We start from the raw sequence: 15444 nt of genomic DNA, 5'->3' as shown, positions 1-15444 counted from the left end.
ACTACATCTCCTGTCTCAAGTTATCTGGATCATAAAACGGTAGGTTAACCACCTCAGCTTCAACAAGCTGACCATCAACACGTATATAAATATGATCACCGGGCTGGCTCGAATTAATCCCAGCAAACGCCAAGCCAACAATCTGCTTCAAGGCAGGCGAGTACTCGCAAGAGGTCACATTACCGGTGATCGCATCACCCTCTAGGACAAGGTGACCCTCTTCAGGTTTTTTACTCTCTGCCGGTAAAACAAAGCCTACCAACTTACGCGTTTGAGGCTGCGCCATGACAATATCCACTGAGCGACAACCCACAAAGAAGGGTTTCTTTCTATTCACCGCCCACGTCATGGATAACTCACCTGGGTGACTCATACCATCGGTATCTTGGCTGACAATCACGTGTCCTTTTTCCAATCGCAGTAAACGCTGGGTTTCAACACCAAAAGGTTTGATATCAAACGCCTTGCCTGCGTCCATCAATAGATCCCATAGGGCTTCGCCGTAGCGTGATGGCACATGAATCTCATACCCCAACTCACCCACAAAGCCCACACGGAGCAAGCGTGCTGGAATACCTGCCACATCAGCTTCACCGTATGCCAAAAAGGGAAAGCCTTCCGGCGAAAGATCGGTATCTGTCACCAACGTCTCTAGCACTTTACGAGCATCCGGCCCCGCTAAATTCACGGCACAATAGGCTGACGTTACATTCAGAATGTCCACATCTAAACGCCATTGGGCGTTCCACTTGGTCATATCGCGGTAAACACGGTCAACCCCACTGGTTGTCGCGGTCACGTAAAAGTGGTCCTCCGCTATTCGGCAGGCAACACCATCATCAATCACCACCCCATGCTCATTGGTGTAAACCGCATAGCGCGTTTTACCAACCGGTTGTTTCAAAAAAGCGAAGGTATAGATACGGTTCATAAACTCAGCGGCATCAGGCCCTTTTAGCTCAATCCCCCCTAAGGTACTTACATCAATAAGCCCCACCTTATTCCGCACATGTACCGATTCGGTATGGATGCAGGCATCTCGCTCATTTGGATCACCGTAAAAAGCCGGACGTCTCCAGTTACCCGCTGGGATCATTTTGGCCCCTAATTCAAGGTGTCGATGGTGCATCGGTGTGCGACGGTAAGGATCAAAAATACGACCGGCAATATGTGCAAGCTTCTCCGGCGCAAACGGAGGTCTGGCCGTTGTCACACCGGTTTCAGTAACGGTTCTATCGGTTGAGTTCGCAACTAAACGAGCTGTCGGTAACGCAGAGTGCCGTCCTTGTGAAGGCCCCATACCCACCGTTGAGAAGCGTTTAACCAATTGAACATCGCGATAGCCTAAACGCGTCGCGTTGACTATATCTTTCGCCTGTAGATCTTCGTCAAAATCGACAAAGTCTTTGCCTTTGGGGTGGCTAAAGATAGGCCAATCAAAGTTTGGCTTAACGCTACAACTCACTTTGCCCGGTAGCTCATCACTCAGATTTAAGTTATTCAACGCAAGTTGAGCGGCCCGTTGGCCATCCGCCATCACTGAATCTAGCTGATGTATGCCGTTCACGGAACCTGCAATATGTAGATGCTCAGGCAGTTTGGACAGGGTAAATTCAGCTAAGTCATCCGCATAACTAAGCTGGGCACCCGCTTGGCATAACAATTGATACGCCGGCATATACCCTGCTGACATACAGAGAAGATCACAATCGATCACGCGGCTGGCGTTACCAACCTCGCCTTTTGCCGTAATTTTACGAACATCGACCGCTTTCACCCGCTTATTGCCCTTTTCAGCGAGTGCTTCATACACAGTGTAACCTTGATGCAGTGTAATACCCCGCTTGGACAATGCATCGATCAGATCCATCGGCGCTGCGCCTTCGCGCATATCAACCACCGCTTTCACATTAACCCCATGATCGTTCAGTTCTAATGCCGTTAAATAACCATCATCATTACCGGTTAGCACTACAGCGCTTTGTCCCGGTTTAATGGCATAGAGTTTCATCATGCGGGTTGCGGCGCTACACATCACAACGCCAGGCAGGTCATTGTTACGAAAAACAACATGTTGCTCATATGCACCGGACGCGATAATGCACTCTTTAGCTCGCACCTTAAATAATCGTTTGCCTTGTATCAGGGGTAGATAATTATCGGTAAACCATGCATTACACACGGTATCGACCATCACTGTAATCTTGTCATGGGCCTCGACCTTAGCGATCAATTCGGCGCGTAGGCGGTCAGCTTCAATCCCTTCAATATCAAACCGGTTGTAGGCTAATGCGCCTCCCACCAGCGGCATCTCTTCTACCAATAAAACCTGAGCCCCCCCGTCGGCGGCTTTCAGAGCAGCACTCAACCCCGCAGGGCCTGAGCCAACCACCATCACATCGGTAAAGAGGTATTTTTTGTCGTAATATTCAGGTTCAAAATTAAGATCAAGGCGACCTAAGCCGGCCTTCTCGCGAATCACCCCTTCCCACTTATCCCACACACCCATAGGTTTAAAAAATGAGCGGTAATAGAAACCAACAGGCATAAAGCGACCAAAGTGACCTAACATGGCATCACGGTCTTTATCTAATGTGCCGTTGTAGTTTTGTCCCTCGATCTGCATGTTAGGCGCAATAGGTGTTCTATCCGCTAACGCATTAGGATCACCACCCAACTGAACCAATGTATTGGCATCCTGACCCGCCATCGTTAAAGGGCCACGGGGGCGATGGTATTTAAACGAACGTGACATCAACCAACGGTCATTGGCTAAGAGCGCGCTGGCAATACAATCTCCCGCATAGCCTTGGTAACGCTGACCTTCAAAAAGAAACTCGACCGCATTGTCGCGGTTAAGCAGCAAGCCCATCGGCGCATTCAAGCGCATACTGTTATCGATCATGGAAGTCATGCCATCCCCTCCGTTACCGGTGCACTAAACTCAACCCGTTTATTGAATAACACTGATGGATCATAGGTTTTTAGGATCTCATCACTGCCGGTATGTCTTTCTGCAATAAACCAATAACCAGACGGGGCATGGAGCCACCACTCGGTAACAACGGAGATACCATTTTCAGTGTAAAAAACATACTCTGCCCAGGCATCATCGCTACAGCTATTAGGGTCTGGCATCTCTTTTACCTCGCCCCCATGGACAAACTCACTTATATTTCTTAGCCCATTCAATGGGCAATTCATCATCTTCATAATTATTACCTCACTTAATGGCTGGCCGCAGTTGCGCCCATTTCGTTAACTTGGCGGAACGAATTAAAGCGATCCATAGAGAAGGGCTTAATAAGCTCAGGCACCTTGCCGCCACTCGCCACCAGCTCAGCCATTGATTTGCCGCAAATCGGGGTCGATTTGAATCCCCACGTCCCCCAGCCTGCATCAAGGTAGTAGTTGTCCACGGGGCTCAGTCCCATAATCGGGCTGTAATCGGATGTCATATCCGTTAAACCCGCCCATTGACGCATCAAACGCATGTTGGCCATAAAGGGGAAAAGCTCGACCGCATTAGCTAATAAGCTCTCTTTCAAATCCATGGTTGAACGGGTGCTATACAAAGGATAAGGGTCGGAACCACCACCAAAGACCAATTCGCCACGTCCCGTTTGCTGTACATAGCAGTGTAATGAGGGTGAGCTAACCAGTGGATCTAAAAAGGGTTTAACTGGTTGAGTCACCATCGCTTGTAATGGGAAGGTTGTGATCGGCATCTTAAAGCCGGCTTTGGCTGCCAGCAGTGAACTATGACCCGCCACCGCTTGAACAACACAGCCACAACTGACGTTACCGCGATTCGTTTTAACGCCGGTGACTTTACCTTGCTCAACAATCACATCGGTCACTTCTGTCAACTGGTGAAGCTCTACCCCCCGTTGCGTCGCACCTTTTGCGTAACCCCAAGCAACCGCATCATGACGCGCCGTTGCACCATCCATATGCCATAAACCCGCTAAGACAGGCATATCCGCAGGGTTCATATTCAGGGTGGGTACCAGCTCTCGAATCTGTTGTGGATCAATCAGTTCTGTTTTGCCGCCAAAGTGTTTGTTCACTTCGGCCCGTTGACGAAAGCCACGCACAGCCGCATCCGTATGGGCCAGCGTTAGCTGACCTCGCTGTGAATACATAATGTTAAAATCAAACTCATTCGATAACTCTTTGAAGAGTTTGACCGATTCGCTGTAAAACTTGACCCCTTCAGAGGTGAGGTAGTTTGAGCGAATAACCGCGGTATTACGGGCGGTGTTCCCCCCGCCTAAGTAACTTTTTTCTAAGATCGCAACATTAGTAATACCGTGATACTTAGCAAGGTAATATGCAGTAGCTACACCATGTCCCCCACCGCCAATAATGACAACATCATAATGAGGCTTCAGCTCGGTCGGCTTAGGTAAGTCCGCATGCTGCTCAAACGGATAATCTTTATTTAGACCATATTTTAATAGTGAGAAAGGCATTCCTCCCCCTCCTTAAATGTCATATCGCTCAGTGAGAAAATCGAATCAATACGCTATCTATTAGCTCGACATCGGCTGTACTTAAAAATTTTCTGCTATGAACAAGGCTAAGGTTTTAACACCTGGTTCTTTGCAGCTTGTAAGGTGTTTTTCATCAAGCAAGCGATCGTCATAGGACCCACGCCCCCGGGAACCGGGGTAATAGCGCTGGCAACGGGCTCAACATCGGCAAAGTCCACATCGCCCACGAGCTTACGTTTACCATCACGCTCAATCGCATTAATACCGACATCAATCACCGTCGCGCCCGGCTTTATCCAGCTGGCTTTAACCATCTCAGGGCGGCCAATAGCGGCCACAACAATATCCGCCTGAGAACAGATCGATTCGATATTTTTTGTCCGAGAATGAACAACCGTAACGGTGCAGTTAGCTTGCAACAGCAAAGCGGCCATAGGCTTACCAACAATGTTGGATCGACCGATGACAACCGCCTGTTTACCGCTCAAGTCTGGGTGCACATGGGCAAGCATGATCATGCAGCCCATCGGCGTGCAGGGAACCAGTGACGCGTCTCCGCACGCCAAAGCACCGACATTTAGCGGATGAAAGCCATCCACATCTTTAGCCGGATCAATCGCTAACAGCACCGCTTCTTCATTCAAGTGATCCGGCAGGGGCAACTGCACTAAAATGCCATGTACCGTGGAATCCGCATTGAGTGTTTGAATCAGATCATCCAGCGCTTCTTGGGAGCTCGTTGCGGGTAATTTATATTCCAGCGATCGAATCCCCACCTCTTCTGCACGCTTTACTTTATTGCGGACATAGACCTGGCTCGCTGGATCTTCACCCACAAGCACAACAGCAAGACCCGGCGCTAAGCCAAAGTCCTCAACAAAGGTTGATACCTCTTTCGCTGTTTCATCGATCACTTGCTGCGAAATCAGCTTGCCATTAATTAACACGGTCATCTTTAGCTCCCCCTACTTAAAGACAACAGTTTTATTGCCATCAAGGAACACCCGATGATCAACATGGCGCTTAACCGCACGAGCAAGAGCTACGGTTTCAGTATCTCGCCCTACGGCAACCAACGCGTCTGGACTATAGGTGTGATCAACCGGCTGAACGGACTGCTCAATAATAGGCCCTTCATCAAGATCCGAGGTGACATAATGGGCGGTAGCACCAATCAGCTTAACGCCGCGAGTGTGGGCTTGATGATAAGGTTTTGCCCCTTTAAAACCGGGCAGGAAGGAGTGGTGGATATTAATTGCGCGACCACTCAGCTTCTGACATAAGTTATCCGAAAGGATCTGCATATAACGGGCTAACACCACTAACTCTGTGCCGGTCTCTTCAACCACATCAAGCAGTGCTTGCTCTTGTTCCGCTTTGTTCTCTTTAGTCACAGGCAAGTGAATAAAACGGATACCTTCACGCTCGGCCATAGGGCGTAAATCTTTGTGATTGGAAACAATGGCGGTGATCTCCATATTGATCTCACCTTTATGCAAGCGGTACATCAAATCATCCAAACAGTGATCAAACTTACTCACCATGATCAATGTTTTGGTAGGCGCATTAGCGGACACCATGCGCCAGTCCATGCTGAATTTTTCAGAGATCGAAACAAATTCAGCCGACAATTTCTCTAATTCATATTCACCCGATTCCACATGAAATCGCATACGCATAAAGAACTGACCACTTTCAGGATCATCAAACTGGTTCATTTCGCTGATGTAGCAGCCTCTTTCAGAGAGAAAAGAGGACACAGCAGCGACAATTCCACTTCCTGCGATACAGTTTGTTTTGAGAATAAATTCGTTAGTATCGGTACTTTTCATTTTAAAAGTGGCCCTTAGCGGCCCCTCCCTAAAGTCTGTTAAATGCTACGTTAAGACGCAGTTACCCACGCGAGGTCAGTTTTAACCTCGCGTTTTCCATTGTGTTACATCGATTTATTTAATATTTCTGGCCAGGAATCCAGCTAGTACCTGCAAGCGGAACTCGCGCCATGGCTGCGGACTCAACGGTCAGTGCCACGAGGTCTTCTGGCTCTAAATTGCGTAAGTCATTCTTACCGCATGCACGTGCCAAGGTTTGCGCTTCCAAGGTTAATACGTTGAGGTAGTTCGCTAATTTACGGCCCGCTTCAACAGGATCTAAACGCTTCATCAGCTCTGGATCTTGAGTTGAAATACCCGCAGGGTCTTTACCTTCATGGTAGTCGTCATAAAAACCTGCAGCGGAACCGATCTTTTTAAACTCTTCATCATACTTAGGATGGTTACATCCCAAGGCAACCAAGGCCGCTGTACCAATCGCGACAGCATCTGCACCCAGCGCCATACATTTAGCCACGTCTGCACCGTTACGAATGCCGCCCGATACAATCAGCTGAACTTTTCGGTGCATCCCCATCTCTTGCAATGCTTGTACTGCTTGTGGAATCGCCGCTAGGGTTGGAATACCCACGTGTTCAATAAAGACATCCTGCGTCGCCGCGGTGCCCCCTTGCATCCCATCCACAACAATCACATCCGCACCGGCTTTAACCGCGAGCTTCACATCATAGTAAGTACGCGTAGCGCCCACTTTGATATAAATCGGCACCTGCCAATCGGTAATTTCACGTAACTCTTGGATCTTAATTGCAAGGTCATCAGGACCGGTCCAATCAGGATGACGGCAGGCAGAACGCTGATCCACACCCATCGGCAGGGTACGCATCTTAGCCACACGGTCGGTAATCTTTTGACCTAACAACATACCGCCGCCGCCTGGTTTAGCACCCTGACCAAGAACAACTTCAATGGCATCCGCTTTACGTAGGTCATCAGGGTTCATGCCATAACGGGATGGCAGATACTGATATACCAGTTTGCTCGACTGGCCACGTTCTTCTGGTGTCATACCACCATCACCCGTGGTTGTAGAGGTGCCCATAAGGGAGGCACCGCGACCGAGCGCTTCTTTGGCATTCGCAGATAACGCACCAAAACTCATACCGGCGATGGTCACAGGAATATCAAGTACGATTGGTTTTTTCGCATGACGCGTGCCTAAGGTAACCGAGGTATTACATTTTTCGCGGTAACCTTCCAGCGGGTAACGGGACATACTCGCACCCAAAAATAGCAGGTCATCAAAGTGCGGTAGTTTACGTTTAGCACCAAAGCCGCGAATGTCATATATACCGGTTTCTGCCGCACGACGGATCTCAGTCATTGTTGTACGATCGAAGGTAGCTGACTCTCGTAGGCCATCTTTTACATTAATATCTTCACTCATAATTCTGTCCTCGATGATTCAGCTATTAGTACGCAGACGCGTTATCGACTTTAAAGTTATATAGTTGGCGAGCGGAGCCGTAGCGTTTGAATGCTTTAGGGTCTTCTTCTACACCGGCACGATTAAGCAGATCCGTTAACTCGTCTATATGCTCTGCACGCATCTCTTTCTCAATGCAGTCTGCACCTAACGATTTAACGCTACCTTTAACGTAGATATGTGTTTCATAAAGTGAGTCACCTAAAGCATCACCTGCATCACCGCACACCACTAACGAACCGGCTTGCCCCATGAAACAGCTCATGTGGCCAACATTGCCCTTAACGACAATATCCACACCCTTCATTGAGATACCGCAACGGGCACCGGCATTACCTTCAATCACTAACAACCCACCATGAGCGGTCGCACCGGCTGCTTGCGAAGCATCACCTTTAACACGCACCGTACCGGACATCATGTTTTCTGCTACACCTTGGCCGGCGTTACCAAAAATAGTGACATGGGCTTTTTTATTCATACCCGCGCAGAAGTATCCAGCATGGCCTTTAATATCGACTGATAAGTTCTGGTCTAGTCCGCACGCAATATTGTGCTGACCTTTAGGCTCAAGCACTTCCCACTCACGAATGGTGCACTCCTCAACCTGATCATGTAAGGCTTGGTTAAGGTCTCGAACTGTGTGTTTTTGCAAATCAATTGTTTTCATCGTTATATTCCTTAATTCCACACTTACTGATCACGTTCCCAAACATAAATTGTTTCAGGCTCAGGTTCCCACACCTTGGCATTCTCAATACCAGGCAAGGTTGTTAACGCCTGATACTCTGACGCCATGGCAACATAATCATCCGTTTCAGCCATAACCGCAGGCTTACAAGCGATAGGGTCACGTACTACGGCAAAACCATCACGTGTACCGATGGTAAAAGTGAAAAATCCATCCAAGTCTTTCAGGGCGTTGGTCAACGCCTCATTGAGCGTGTCGCCTTTACGTAATCGGTTAGTCAAGTAACCCGCGGCCACTTCTGAATCGTTCTCAGTTTGGAAGGTAACGCCTTCTCGTTTTAGCTCTTCACGTAACCGGTTATGGTTTGAAAGCGAACCGTTATGCACTAAGCACAAATCCTGTCCCGTCGAAAACGGGTGGCTGCCTTCCATCGTAACGGCTGACTCAGTCGCCATACGGGTGTGCCCAATAATGTGGCTACCTTTCATGCTGGCTAAGTTAAATGTCTCAGCAATATTTTTTGGCAGCCCCACCTCTTTAAGAATCTCGATAGATTGGCCCGCACTTAAAATAAGAATATCTGCGGCGTTTTCTGCAAGGTAAGGCTGAACCACATCGACTTCAGCACCCACTTTAAACACGGCAACTTTGCTATTTTTAAACCATTCAACCGTAACGCCTAGGTCATCCTTAATCGCGCTTGCTAAACAATCCCAGTCGTAGTTTTCATCGGGATGTCTTAACGTAAGCTTGGTCGAACCATCAGCCACTTCATCACCATAAATTGCAAAACCAGCGCTATCGGGACCGCGATCCGTCATCGCGATCAGCATTGGCGTAAACAGCGCGCCTAATTGGCTTTCTAATGCCTTGTTTTTCAAATAAAGGCCGACAATTCCACACATATATAAACCCTCGTAATCTTGTCCAATCACATAAAATTATTAGAAGAATTCAGCGTAACGCTCAGTTTCCCAGTCAGACACATGGCGACTATAGTCAATCCATTCAGCCCGCTTGATTTTCAAAAACTCACCGACAACCTCTTTACCTAAACGCTCGGTCAATACGGTATCCGCCTCTAAAGCATCTAAGGCTTCGTTCAAGTTTTGAGGCAGTATTTCAATACCTTCCGCCGCGCGCTCTTCGGCCGTTAATGCATATAAGTTGATATTTTTCGGTTCACCTGGATCAAGTTCCCGTTCAATGCCATCTAAACCCGCCGCAATCAATGCAGCATGCACTAAGTAAGGGTTACAACCGGAGTCAGGAAGACGGAACTCAAGGCGGCCATAAGGGATACGCACCATGGCTGAACGGTTATTATCACCGTATGCAATATAGGCTGGCGCCCAGGTAGCACCGGACGCGGAACCGCCAACAACTAAACGTTTATAGGAGTTCACTGTCGGCGCTGAAATTGCGCACAATGCTTTAGCATGATGAAGCAGACCGGCAGTAAAATGGTAAGCCATCTTAGATAAGCCCATACCGTTTACATCACTATCATCGTTGAACAGGTTTTTACCGGCATCGTCGGTAATCGACAGATGGAAATGCATACCGTTACCCGTACGATCGGATGCAGGTTTAGGCATAAATGAGCAGATCATTCCAAGATCGTTAGCAATCTCTCCCGCCGCCATACGCACAAATGTGAAGCGGTCAGCAGATTCCAGTGCGTCACCGTAGGTATAGTTAATCTCAAACTGGCCATTCGCATCTTCGTGATCGATCTGATAAACATCAAAATCAACCTTTTGTAACGACTCAACCAACGTTTCAAGGAACTCACGTGAACGTGACAGGCCTTTATAGTCATAACAAGGCTTATCAAGCACGTCAGTGTCATCAACTGTTTGTAAGCCGCCCTTCTCATCCCGTTTAAACAATGAGAACTCAGGTTCAAGGCCCGTATTTAATGTCCACCCTTTATCAGTCAGCAACTGTAGCTGTCGTTTAAGTACAACGCGGCTGTCATAGATATAAGGCTCATCATTAACATAACCATCACACACAATACGTGCATAACCGGGTTGCCAAGGCACAATAGAAAGCGTGTCGAGATCACCGCGGGCCATAAAGTCTGGGCCATGGGGCTCCATGCCCAAACCCCACACAGCAAAACCAGCGAAACCAGCACCTTTATTAACAACGTCCATTAAACAGTGTGCTGGCACTGATTTTGTTTTGGCTACACCGTGAATATCAACAAATTGGGCGAGAATATAGTTGATCTTGTTTTCACTAATAAACTTATCAATATCTAAAGACATTACTGAGCACTCCGCTTAATCTCTAACATTTAAATAGATGCATCTACTAATAAAATATTCTTTTTAGTAAATTTATTTACCCGACAGGAAAGCATGATGCGTGCCAATGACTTTCCCAATAAGAATATTTATTTCTCAAAGGGATAACTTGTTGATTTATAAGGATCTAGTAAAAAAAAATTCTTTGTGGGAATATTAAGCAACTAAAATGAATAAAATCGAACACGAACAAAAACGCGCACTTATGCAGCACAAGGCACCAGAATGGAGCAATATTTATGACAGATCCTAGAGGCACCCAATTCGATCTGGACCAATATATAGGTATGAAAGTTAAGAAAGCGCGCTTAGATGAAGGCCTTAAATTAGTCGATGTCGCACGCATTTCCGGTATTAGCCAAGGCATGGTCAGTAAAATTGAAAACGCACAGGTATCGACCAGCTTAGAAACCCTGAATAAACTCTGCTCTGCCATCGGCCTTTCTATCTCTAAGCTGTTTAACGACTTTGATAGACCCGATGGCGGCGCGCAATTTACTAAAGCGGGATCGGGCCTCGAAGTGGTCCGACGCGGAACGGAAAAAGGCCACACCTACCAGCTGCTGACCTATAAAAGGGGCGGAAAAACCGCCTTTGAACCTTTTATGATAACAATGGACGATCTTTCGGAGATATTCCCTACCTTCTCCCACCCTGGAGAAGAGTTTATCTACTTAGTGAGTGGTAAATTAGTCTATCGCCACGGCAACCACCTCTATGAAATGGAGGCCGGAGACAGCTTAACCTTCGATGCTGAAATCCCTCACGGCCCAGAAAAGCTGGTGGAAGTTCCGATTCAACTTCTTTCAATCATTAATTACGCCGACGACTAACCCCGCCCTTGCATGAATAAAAAGAGCGATACAGCGGAAAATGCCGCTGTTTCGTTCTATGCTTAGAGCAGCCTGCGCTGCGTTTAAGGTAGATTTTATCGAGTCCTAAGTATCGCTACTTTATGCGTCAGTGAGCCGACTTATAAATAGCAGCCACTTAACTGGCTTAATTTTTGCTTTATCACTGATTAAAGACGAAGCCTCGAGGCACCGCAAGTTTGCAATAAAACTACGTTTTAATAACCAAGAGAGTATGTCACCCACTGTAAACGGTATCGTCAATACAACCCAGCAAGTCAAAAGCAGGGCAACGTGTTCTTCATTTAAGCCCGTTAAGCTAATGACTTAGTAATGTACGTTTAGTTTAGGAGCATTAAGGAATGGCAATTCGGGTAGCCTTAAACCATAAGACCAAATATAAGTTTGATCGCAGAGTAAAGCTGTTCCCTCATGTTCTACGTTTGCGGCCAGCACCGCACTCCCGCACACATATTCACGGCTATACACTTAAGATTGAACCAGAGAATCACTTTCTTAACTGGCAACAAGACCCTTTTGGTAACTACCAAGCGCGTATCGTCTTTCCAGAAAAAGCTGATGAATTTAGCATTGAAGTTGAAGTCATTGCCGACATGACAGTGATCAACCCTTTTGATTTCTTTGTTGAAGAGTACGCGACCGACTTTCCTTTTAAGTACGACAAACAACTTAAAAAGGAGCTGAAGCCTTACCGTGAATGCACAGAAGAAGGTCCACTCTTAGATGAGTGGGTCGCTAACATAAGTTTAGAACCGACCCCTATTAATGACTTCCTTGTTGCCCTTAACCAAAGCCTAGAAAAAGAGATTGATTACGGCATCCGAATGGAACCGGGGGTTCAAACCTGCGAAGAAACCTTAACGAAAAAGAAAGGTTCTTGCCGTGATACCGCTTGGTTAATGGTACAAGTGCTACGTAAAATCGGCTTGGCCGCACGTTTTACATCGGGTTATCTTGTTCAGCTTAAACCTGATGTTAAACCCCTTGATGGCCCCGCCGGTGCCGAAGAAGATTTCACTGACCTACATGCATGGTGTGAAGTTTACATACCCGGAGCAGGTTGGATCGGTTTAGACCCAACCTCCGGTCTATTTGCAGGCGAAGGCCATATTCCACTCGCCTGTACGCCAGATCCCGTCTCTGCCGCACCCGTTACCGGCGCGACAAGCAAATGCGAAGTGGAGTTTGAATTTGAAAACTCAGTCACCCGTATTGTCGAAGACCCTCGCGTCACAAAACCTTACAGTGATGAGCAGTGGCAAGATATTATGCAGCTCGGCCACGCAGTGGACGAACAGCTAACTGAACAAGATGTCCGCTTAACCATGGGCGGCGAGCCGACCTTTGTCTCAGTTGACGATATGGAATCGCCACAGTGGAATACTGAGGCCCTAGGTGAGGACAAACTCAGCTTAGCTAAAAGCCTGCTGTTACGTCTACGTGAGGAGTACGCTCCTGGTGGACTATTACATTATGGGCAAGGTAAATGGTATCCCGGCGAAGAGATCCCTCGCTGGGCATTAGGCTGCTTCTGGCGAGAAGATGGTGAACCTTTATGGCATGACCCTTCCTTACTCGCACGTGTAGATAAAGATTATGGGCATGACTTAGACACAGCAGAACGCTTCTTTGAACAACTATGTAGCAATTTAAAGTTGCAAGACCAGTTCATGCAACCCGCCTATGAAGATGCAATCTACTATCTATGGAAAGAGCAAAACTTGCCCAATAATATAGATCCTGTCAAAGGAGATTTTGACGGCGATTTAGAACGCAAACGTATTGCTCAACTGATGCAACGTGGCTTAAGCAAAGCAACGGGCTTTATTTTACCGCTGGAATGGGATTACTTTAATTCAGGCTGGCGCTCTAGCCTATGGCCTATGCGCCGTGATCAAATTGTCTTAATACCCGGTGATTCACCTCTAGGGTTTAGATTACCGCTTGATTCACTGCCAGACCAAGCTGAAACTGAACAGAAAGTACAACCGGAAGCTGATCCGTTCGAATTAGTTCGTCCACTTCCTACCCGAGATGGTCAGGCGGACATCATTGAGCAAGTGGCACCTCCTCGCCCAACTCATTTGAGCAAAACATCGCAAACGGAAGTCATTAGAACCGCACTGTGTATTGAGCCTCGCAACGGAAAACTGTATCTCTTTATGCCTCCGGTCTCCTATCTTGAGCACTATATTCTGCTTATTTCGAGTATTGAGAAAACAGCAGAGGAGCTAGGTATACCGGTTGTTCTTGAAGGCTATGAACCGCCTAAAGATCAACGCTTGAAAAAACTATTAGTAACGCCTGATCCGGGTGTTATTGAGGTCAACATTCACCCCGCTTACAGCTGGGAAGAGCTAGTCGATAATACAACACGCCTTTATCAAGCCGCCCATGAATGCCGTCTAGGAACTGAAAAGTTCATGCTTGATGGACGCCATACAGGTACAGGTGGCGGTAACCATATTACGATTGGGGGTAACACTCCAGCCGATAGTCCTCTACTTCGCAGACCCGATCTACTGCGTAGTATTGTCACCTACTGGCAGCACCACCCGGGACTCTCTTATGTTTTCTCTGGTATGTTCATTGGACCGACAAGCCAAGCACCCCGCGTTGATGAAGCACGAGATGAGATGCTTTATGAGCTGGAGATTGCGTTTAATCAGATGCCTGAAGGTATTATTGATCAACCTTGGTTAGTGGATAGAATCCTACGCAACCTCCTTGTCGATATGACGGGTAACACCCATCGCGCAGAGTTCTGTATCGATAAACTTTATGCCCCGGGCACTGCTAGCGGTCGTCAAGGTATTCTTGAGTTCCGCGGTTTTGAAATGCCCCCTCATTCACGAATGGCTTTAGTTCAGGCACTCTTGATTCGAAGCCTAATTGCTCGTTTTTGGGATGAGCCTTACCACAAGCCACTCGCCCGTTGGGGCACAGGACTACATGATAAGTTCATGCTGCCACACTTTGCATGGTCCGATCTAAAAGATGTTGTGAACGACCTACAAGCCCATGGTCTACCTTTCCAACTGGATTGGCTGGCACCGTTTGAAGAGTTCCGTTACCCCCATTATGGCCGTGTACAGATCGATAACGTCGCACTGGAACTACGCTGGGCGATTGAACCTTGGCATGTACTCGGTGAAGAGATCAGTAGCTTTGGCACATCCCGTTATGTAGATTCATCGGTGGAACGTTTACAGGTTAAACTAACCGGCCTAGATGAGAGTCGTTATGCCCTAACCTGCAACGGTCATCGCGTGCCACTGCACAATACTGGACGCAATGGTGAATATGTTGCTGGTGTAAGATACAGAGCGTGGCAGCCACCTTCTGCGCTACATCCAACAATTGGTGTACATGCCCCCCTAACCTTTGACTTAATTGATACATGGAACGGCCACAGTGTGGGTGGTTGCGTCTATCATGTCAGCCACAAAGGCGGGTTAAGCTATGATACCTATCCAATTAACAGCCATGAGGCCGAATCACGTCGTGTAAACCGATACGATGAGTTTGGTCATACGCCGGGTAGCATTACAGGCACAACCGGTGCTCAAGTGGTACGTGAATTTGGTCCAGATCACTCTAAACCAAAACCTGCACCTATAGGGGATGAGGTCTTCACGAAAGAATACCCATATACCCTTGATTTAAGGTGTGTCGATCCAGGGCGTTACTCACCGACCTAACAGCGGCAGTAACGCTTAGTATGCCCTAATCACACCTCCGTTGAGCTGTGG

General features: G+C 47.6%; 11 protein-coding genes. 2 read left to right on the top strand and 9 right to left on the bottom strand.

Annotated features, from left to right (window positions below; translation table 11 throughout):
- Position 1: 1 nt before the first annotated feature.
- The 9 genes from A3773_RS10010 to glnT all read right to left on the bottom strand — a co-directional run bounded on the left by A3773_RS10010 (position 2) and on the right by glnT (position 10781).
- Entirely contained in the window at positions 2 to 2914 is a 2913-nt protein-coding gene (locus A3773_RS10010) for a 2Fe-2S iron-sulfur cluster-binding protein (protein ID WP_231902183.1), read from the bottom strand.
- The gene (locus A3773_RS10005; RefSeq protein WP_067985579.1) at positions 2911 to 3213 is read right to left on the bottom strand and encodes a sarcosine oxidase subunit delta; all 303 of its coding nucleotides are present in this window, start codon (positions 3211 to 3213) and stop codon (positions 2911 to 2913) included. Before A3773_RS10005 ends, A3773_RS10010 begins: the two co-directional genes overlap by 4 nt.
- 14 nt (positions 3214 to 3227) lie before the next feature.
- Complete coding sequence (locus A3773_RS10000) at positions 3228 to 4475, bottom strand: FAD-dependent oxidoreductase (protein ID WP_067985578.1); 1248 nt, start codon at positions 4473 to 4475, stop codon at positions 3228 to 3230.
- Between the two features lie 107 nt (positions 4476 to 4582).
- Entirely contained in the window at positions 4583 to 5449 is an 867-nt protein-coding gene (gene folD, locus A3773_RS09995; protein WP_197462759.1) for a bifunctional methylenetetrahydrofolate dehydrogenase/methenyltetrahydrofolate cyclohydrolase FolD, read from the bottom strand.
- Positions 5450 to 5461: 12 nt separating this feature from the next.
- Positions 5462 to 6328, bottom strand: a complete 867-nt coding sequence (purU, locus tag A3773_RS09990) for a formyltetrahydrofolate deformylase (protein ID WP_067985576.1) — start codon at positions 6326 to 6328, stop codon at positions 5462 to 5464.
- 118 nt (positions 6329 to 6446) lie between these two features.
- Positions 6447 to 7775, bottom strand: a complete 1329-nt coding sequence (locus tag A3773_RS09985) for an FMN-binding glutamate synthase family protein (protein WP_067985574.1) — start codon at positions 7773 to 7775, stop codon at positions 6447 to 6449.
- Between the two features lie 25 nt (positions 7776 to 7800).
- On the bottom strand, positions 7801 to 8484 hold the full coding sequence (locus A3773_RS09980) for a GltB/FmdC/FwdC-like GXGXG domain-containing protein (protein ID WP_067985572.1): 684 nt from the start codon (positions 8482 to 8484) through the stop codon (positions 7801 to 7803).
- A 23-nt stretch (positions 8485 to 8507) separates the two neighbouring features.
- Positions 8508 to 9410 (bottom strand): class II glutamine amidotransferase, encoded by a 903-nt coding sequence (locus A3773_RS09975; RefSeq protein WP_067985570.1) that lies wholly within the window; start codon positions 9408 to 9410, stop codon positions 8508 to 8510.
- Between the two features lie 39 nt (positions 9411 to 9449).
- The gene (gene glnT, locus A3773_RS09970) at positions 9450 to 10781 is read right to left on the bottom strand and encodes a type III glutamate--ammonia ligase (RefSeq protein WP_067985567.1); all 1332 of its coding nucleotides are present in this window, start codon (positions 10779 to 10781) and stop codon (positions 9450 to 9452) included.
- 278 nt (positions 10782 to 11059) lie between these two features.
- On the opposite strand from glnT, the gene A3773_RS09965 reads away from it, so the two are divergent.
- Both A3773_RS09965 and A3773_RS09960 read left to right on the top strand, forming a co-directional pair.
- Complete coding sequence (locus A3773_RS09965; protein WP_067985565.1) at positions 11060 to 11653, top strand: helix-turn-helix domain-containing protein; 594 nt, start codon at positions 11060 to 11062, stop codon at positions 11651 to 11653.
- Between the two features lie 380 nt (positions 11654 to 12033).
- Positions 12034 to 15393, top strand: coding sequence for a transglutaminase family protein (locus tag A3773_RS09960; protein WP_067985563.1), 3360 nt, complete (start codon positions 12034 to 12036; stop codon positions 15391 to 15393).
- The last annotated feature ends 51 nt before the right edge of the window (positions 15394 to 15444 follow it).

The organism is Neptuniibacter pectenicola (assembly GCF_001597735.1).
GTDB classification, from domain to species: domain Bacteria; phylum Pseudomonadota; class Gammaproteobacteria; order Pseudomonadales; family Balneatricaceae; genus Neptuniibacter; species Neptuniibacter pectenicola.
Note: the sequence above shows the minus strand (reverse complement) of the source record. Positions and strands in the feature narration are given on the sequence as shown.

What these genes read in the sequence shown, in the direction of transcription:
- A3773_RS09965 (WP_067985565.1), top strand. Translation starts at nt 11,060, where the DNA reads ATGACAGATCCTAGAGGCACCCAATTCGATCTGGACCAATATATAGGT.
- folD (WP_197462759.1), bottom strand. Translation starts at nt 5,449, where the DNA reads ATGACCGTGTTAATTAATGGCAAGCTGATTTCGCAGCAAGTGATCGAT.
- A3773_RS10005 (WP_067985579.1), bottom strand. Translation starts at nt 3,213, where the DNA reads ATGAAGATGATGAATTGCCCATTGAATGGGCTAAGAAATATAAGTGAG.
- A3773_RS09980 (WP_067985572.1), bottom strand. Translation starts at nt 8,484, where the DNA reads ATGAAAACAATTGATTTGCAAAAACACACAGTTCGAGACCTTAACCAA.
- A3773_RS09960 (WP_067985563.1), top strand. Translation starts at nt 12,034, where the DNA reads ATGGCAATTCGGGTAGCCTTAAACCATAAGACCAAATATAAGTTTGAT.
- A3773_RS09985 (WP_067985574.1), bottom strand. Translation starts at nt 7,775, where the DNA reads ATGAGTGAAGATATTAATGTAAAAGATGGCCTACGAGAGTCAGCTACC.
- A3773_RS10000 (WP_067985578.1), bottom strand. Translation starts at nt 4,475, where the DNA reads ATGCCTTTCTCACTATTAAAATATGGTCTAAATAAAGATTATCCGTTT.
- A3773_RS10010 (WP_231902183.1), bottom strand. Translation starts at nt 2,914, where the DNA reads ATGACTTCCATGATCGATAACAGTATGCGCTTGAATGCGCCGATGGGC.
- glnT (WP_067985567.1), bottom strand. Translation starts at nt 10,781, where the DNA reads ATGTCTTTAGATATTGATAAGTTTATTAGTGAAAACAAGATCAACTAT.
- A3773_RS09975 (WP_067985570.1), bottom strand. Translation starts at nt 9,410, where the DNA reads ATGTGTGGAATTGTCGGCCTTTATTTGAAAAACAAGGCATTAGAAAGC.
- purU (WP_067985576.1), bottom strand. Translation starts at nt 6,328, where the DNA reads ATGAAAAGTACCGATACTAACGAATTTATTCTCAAAACAAACTGTATC.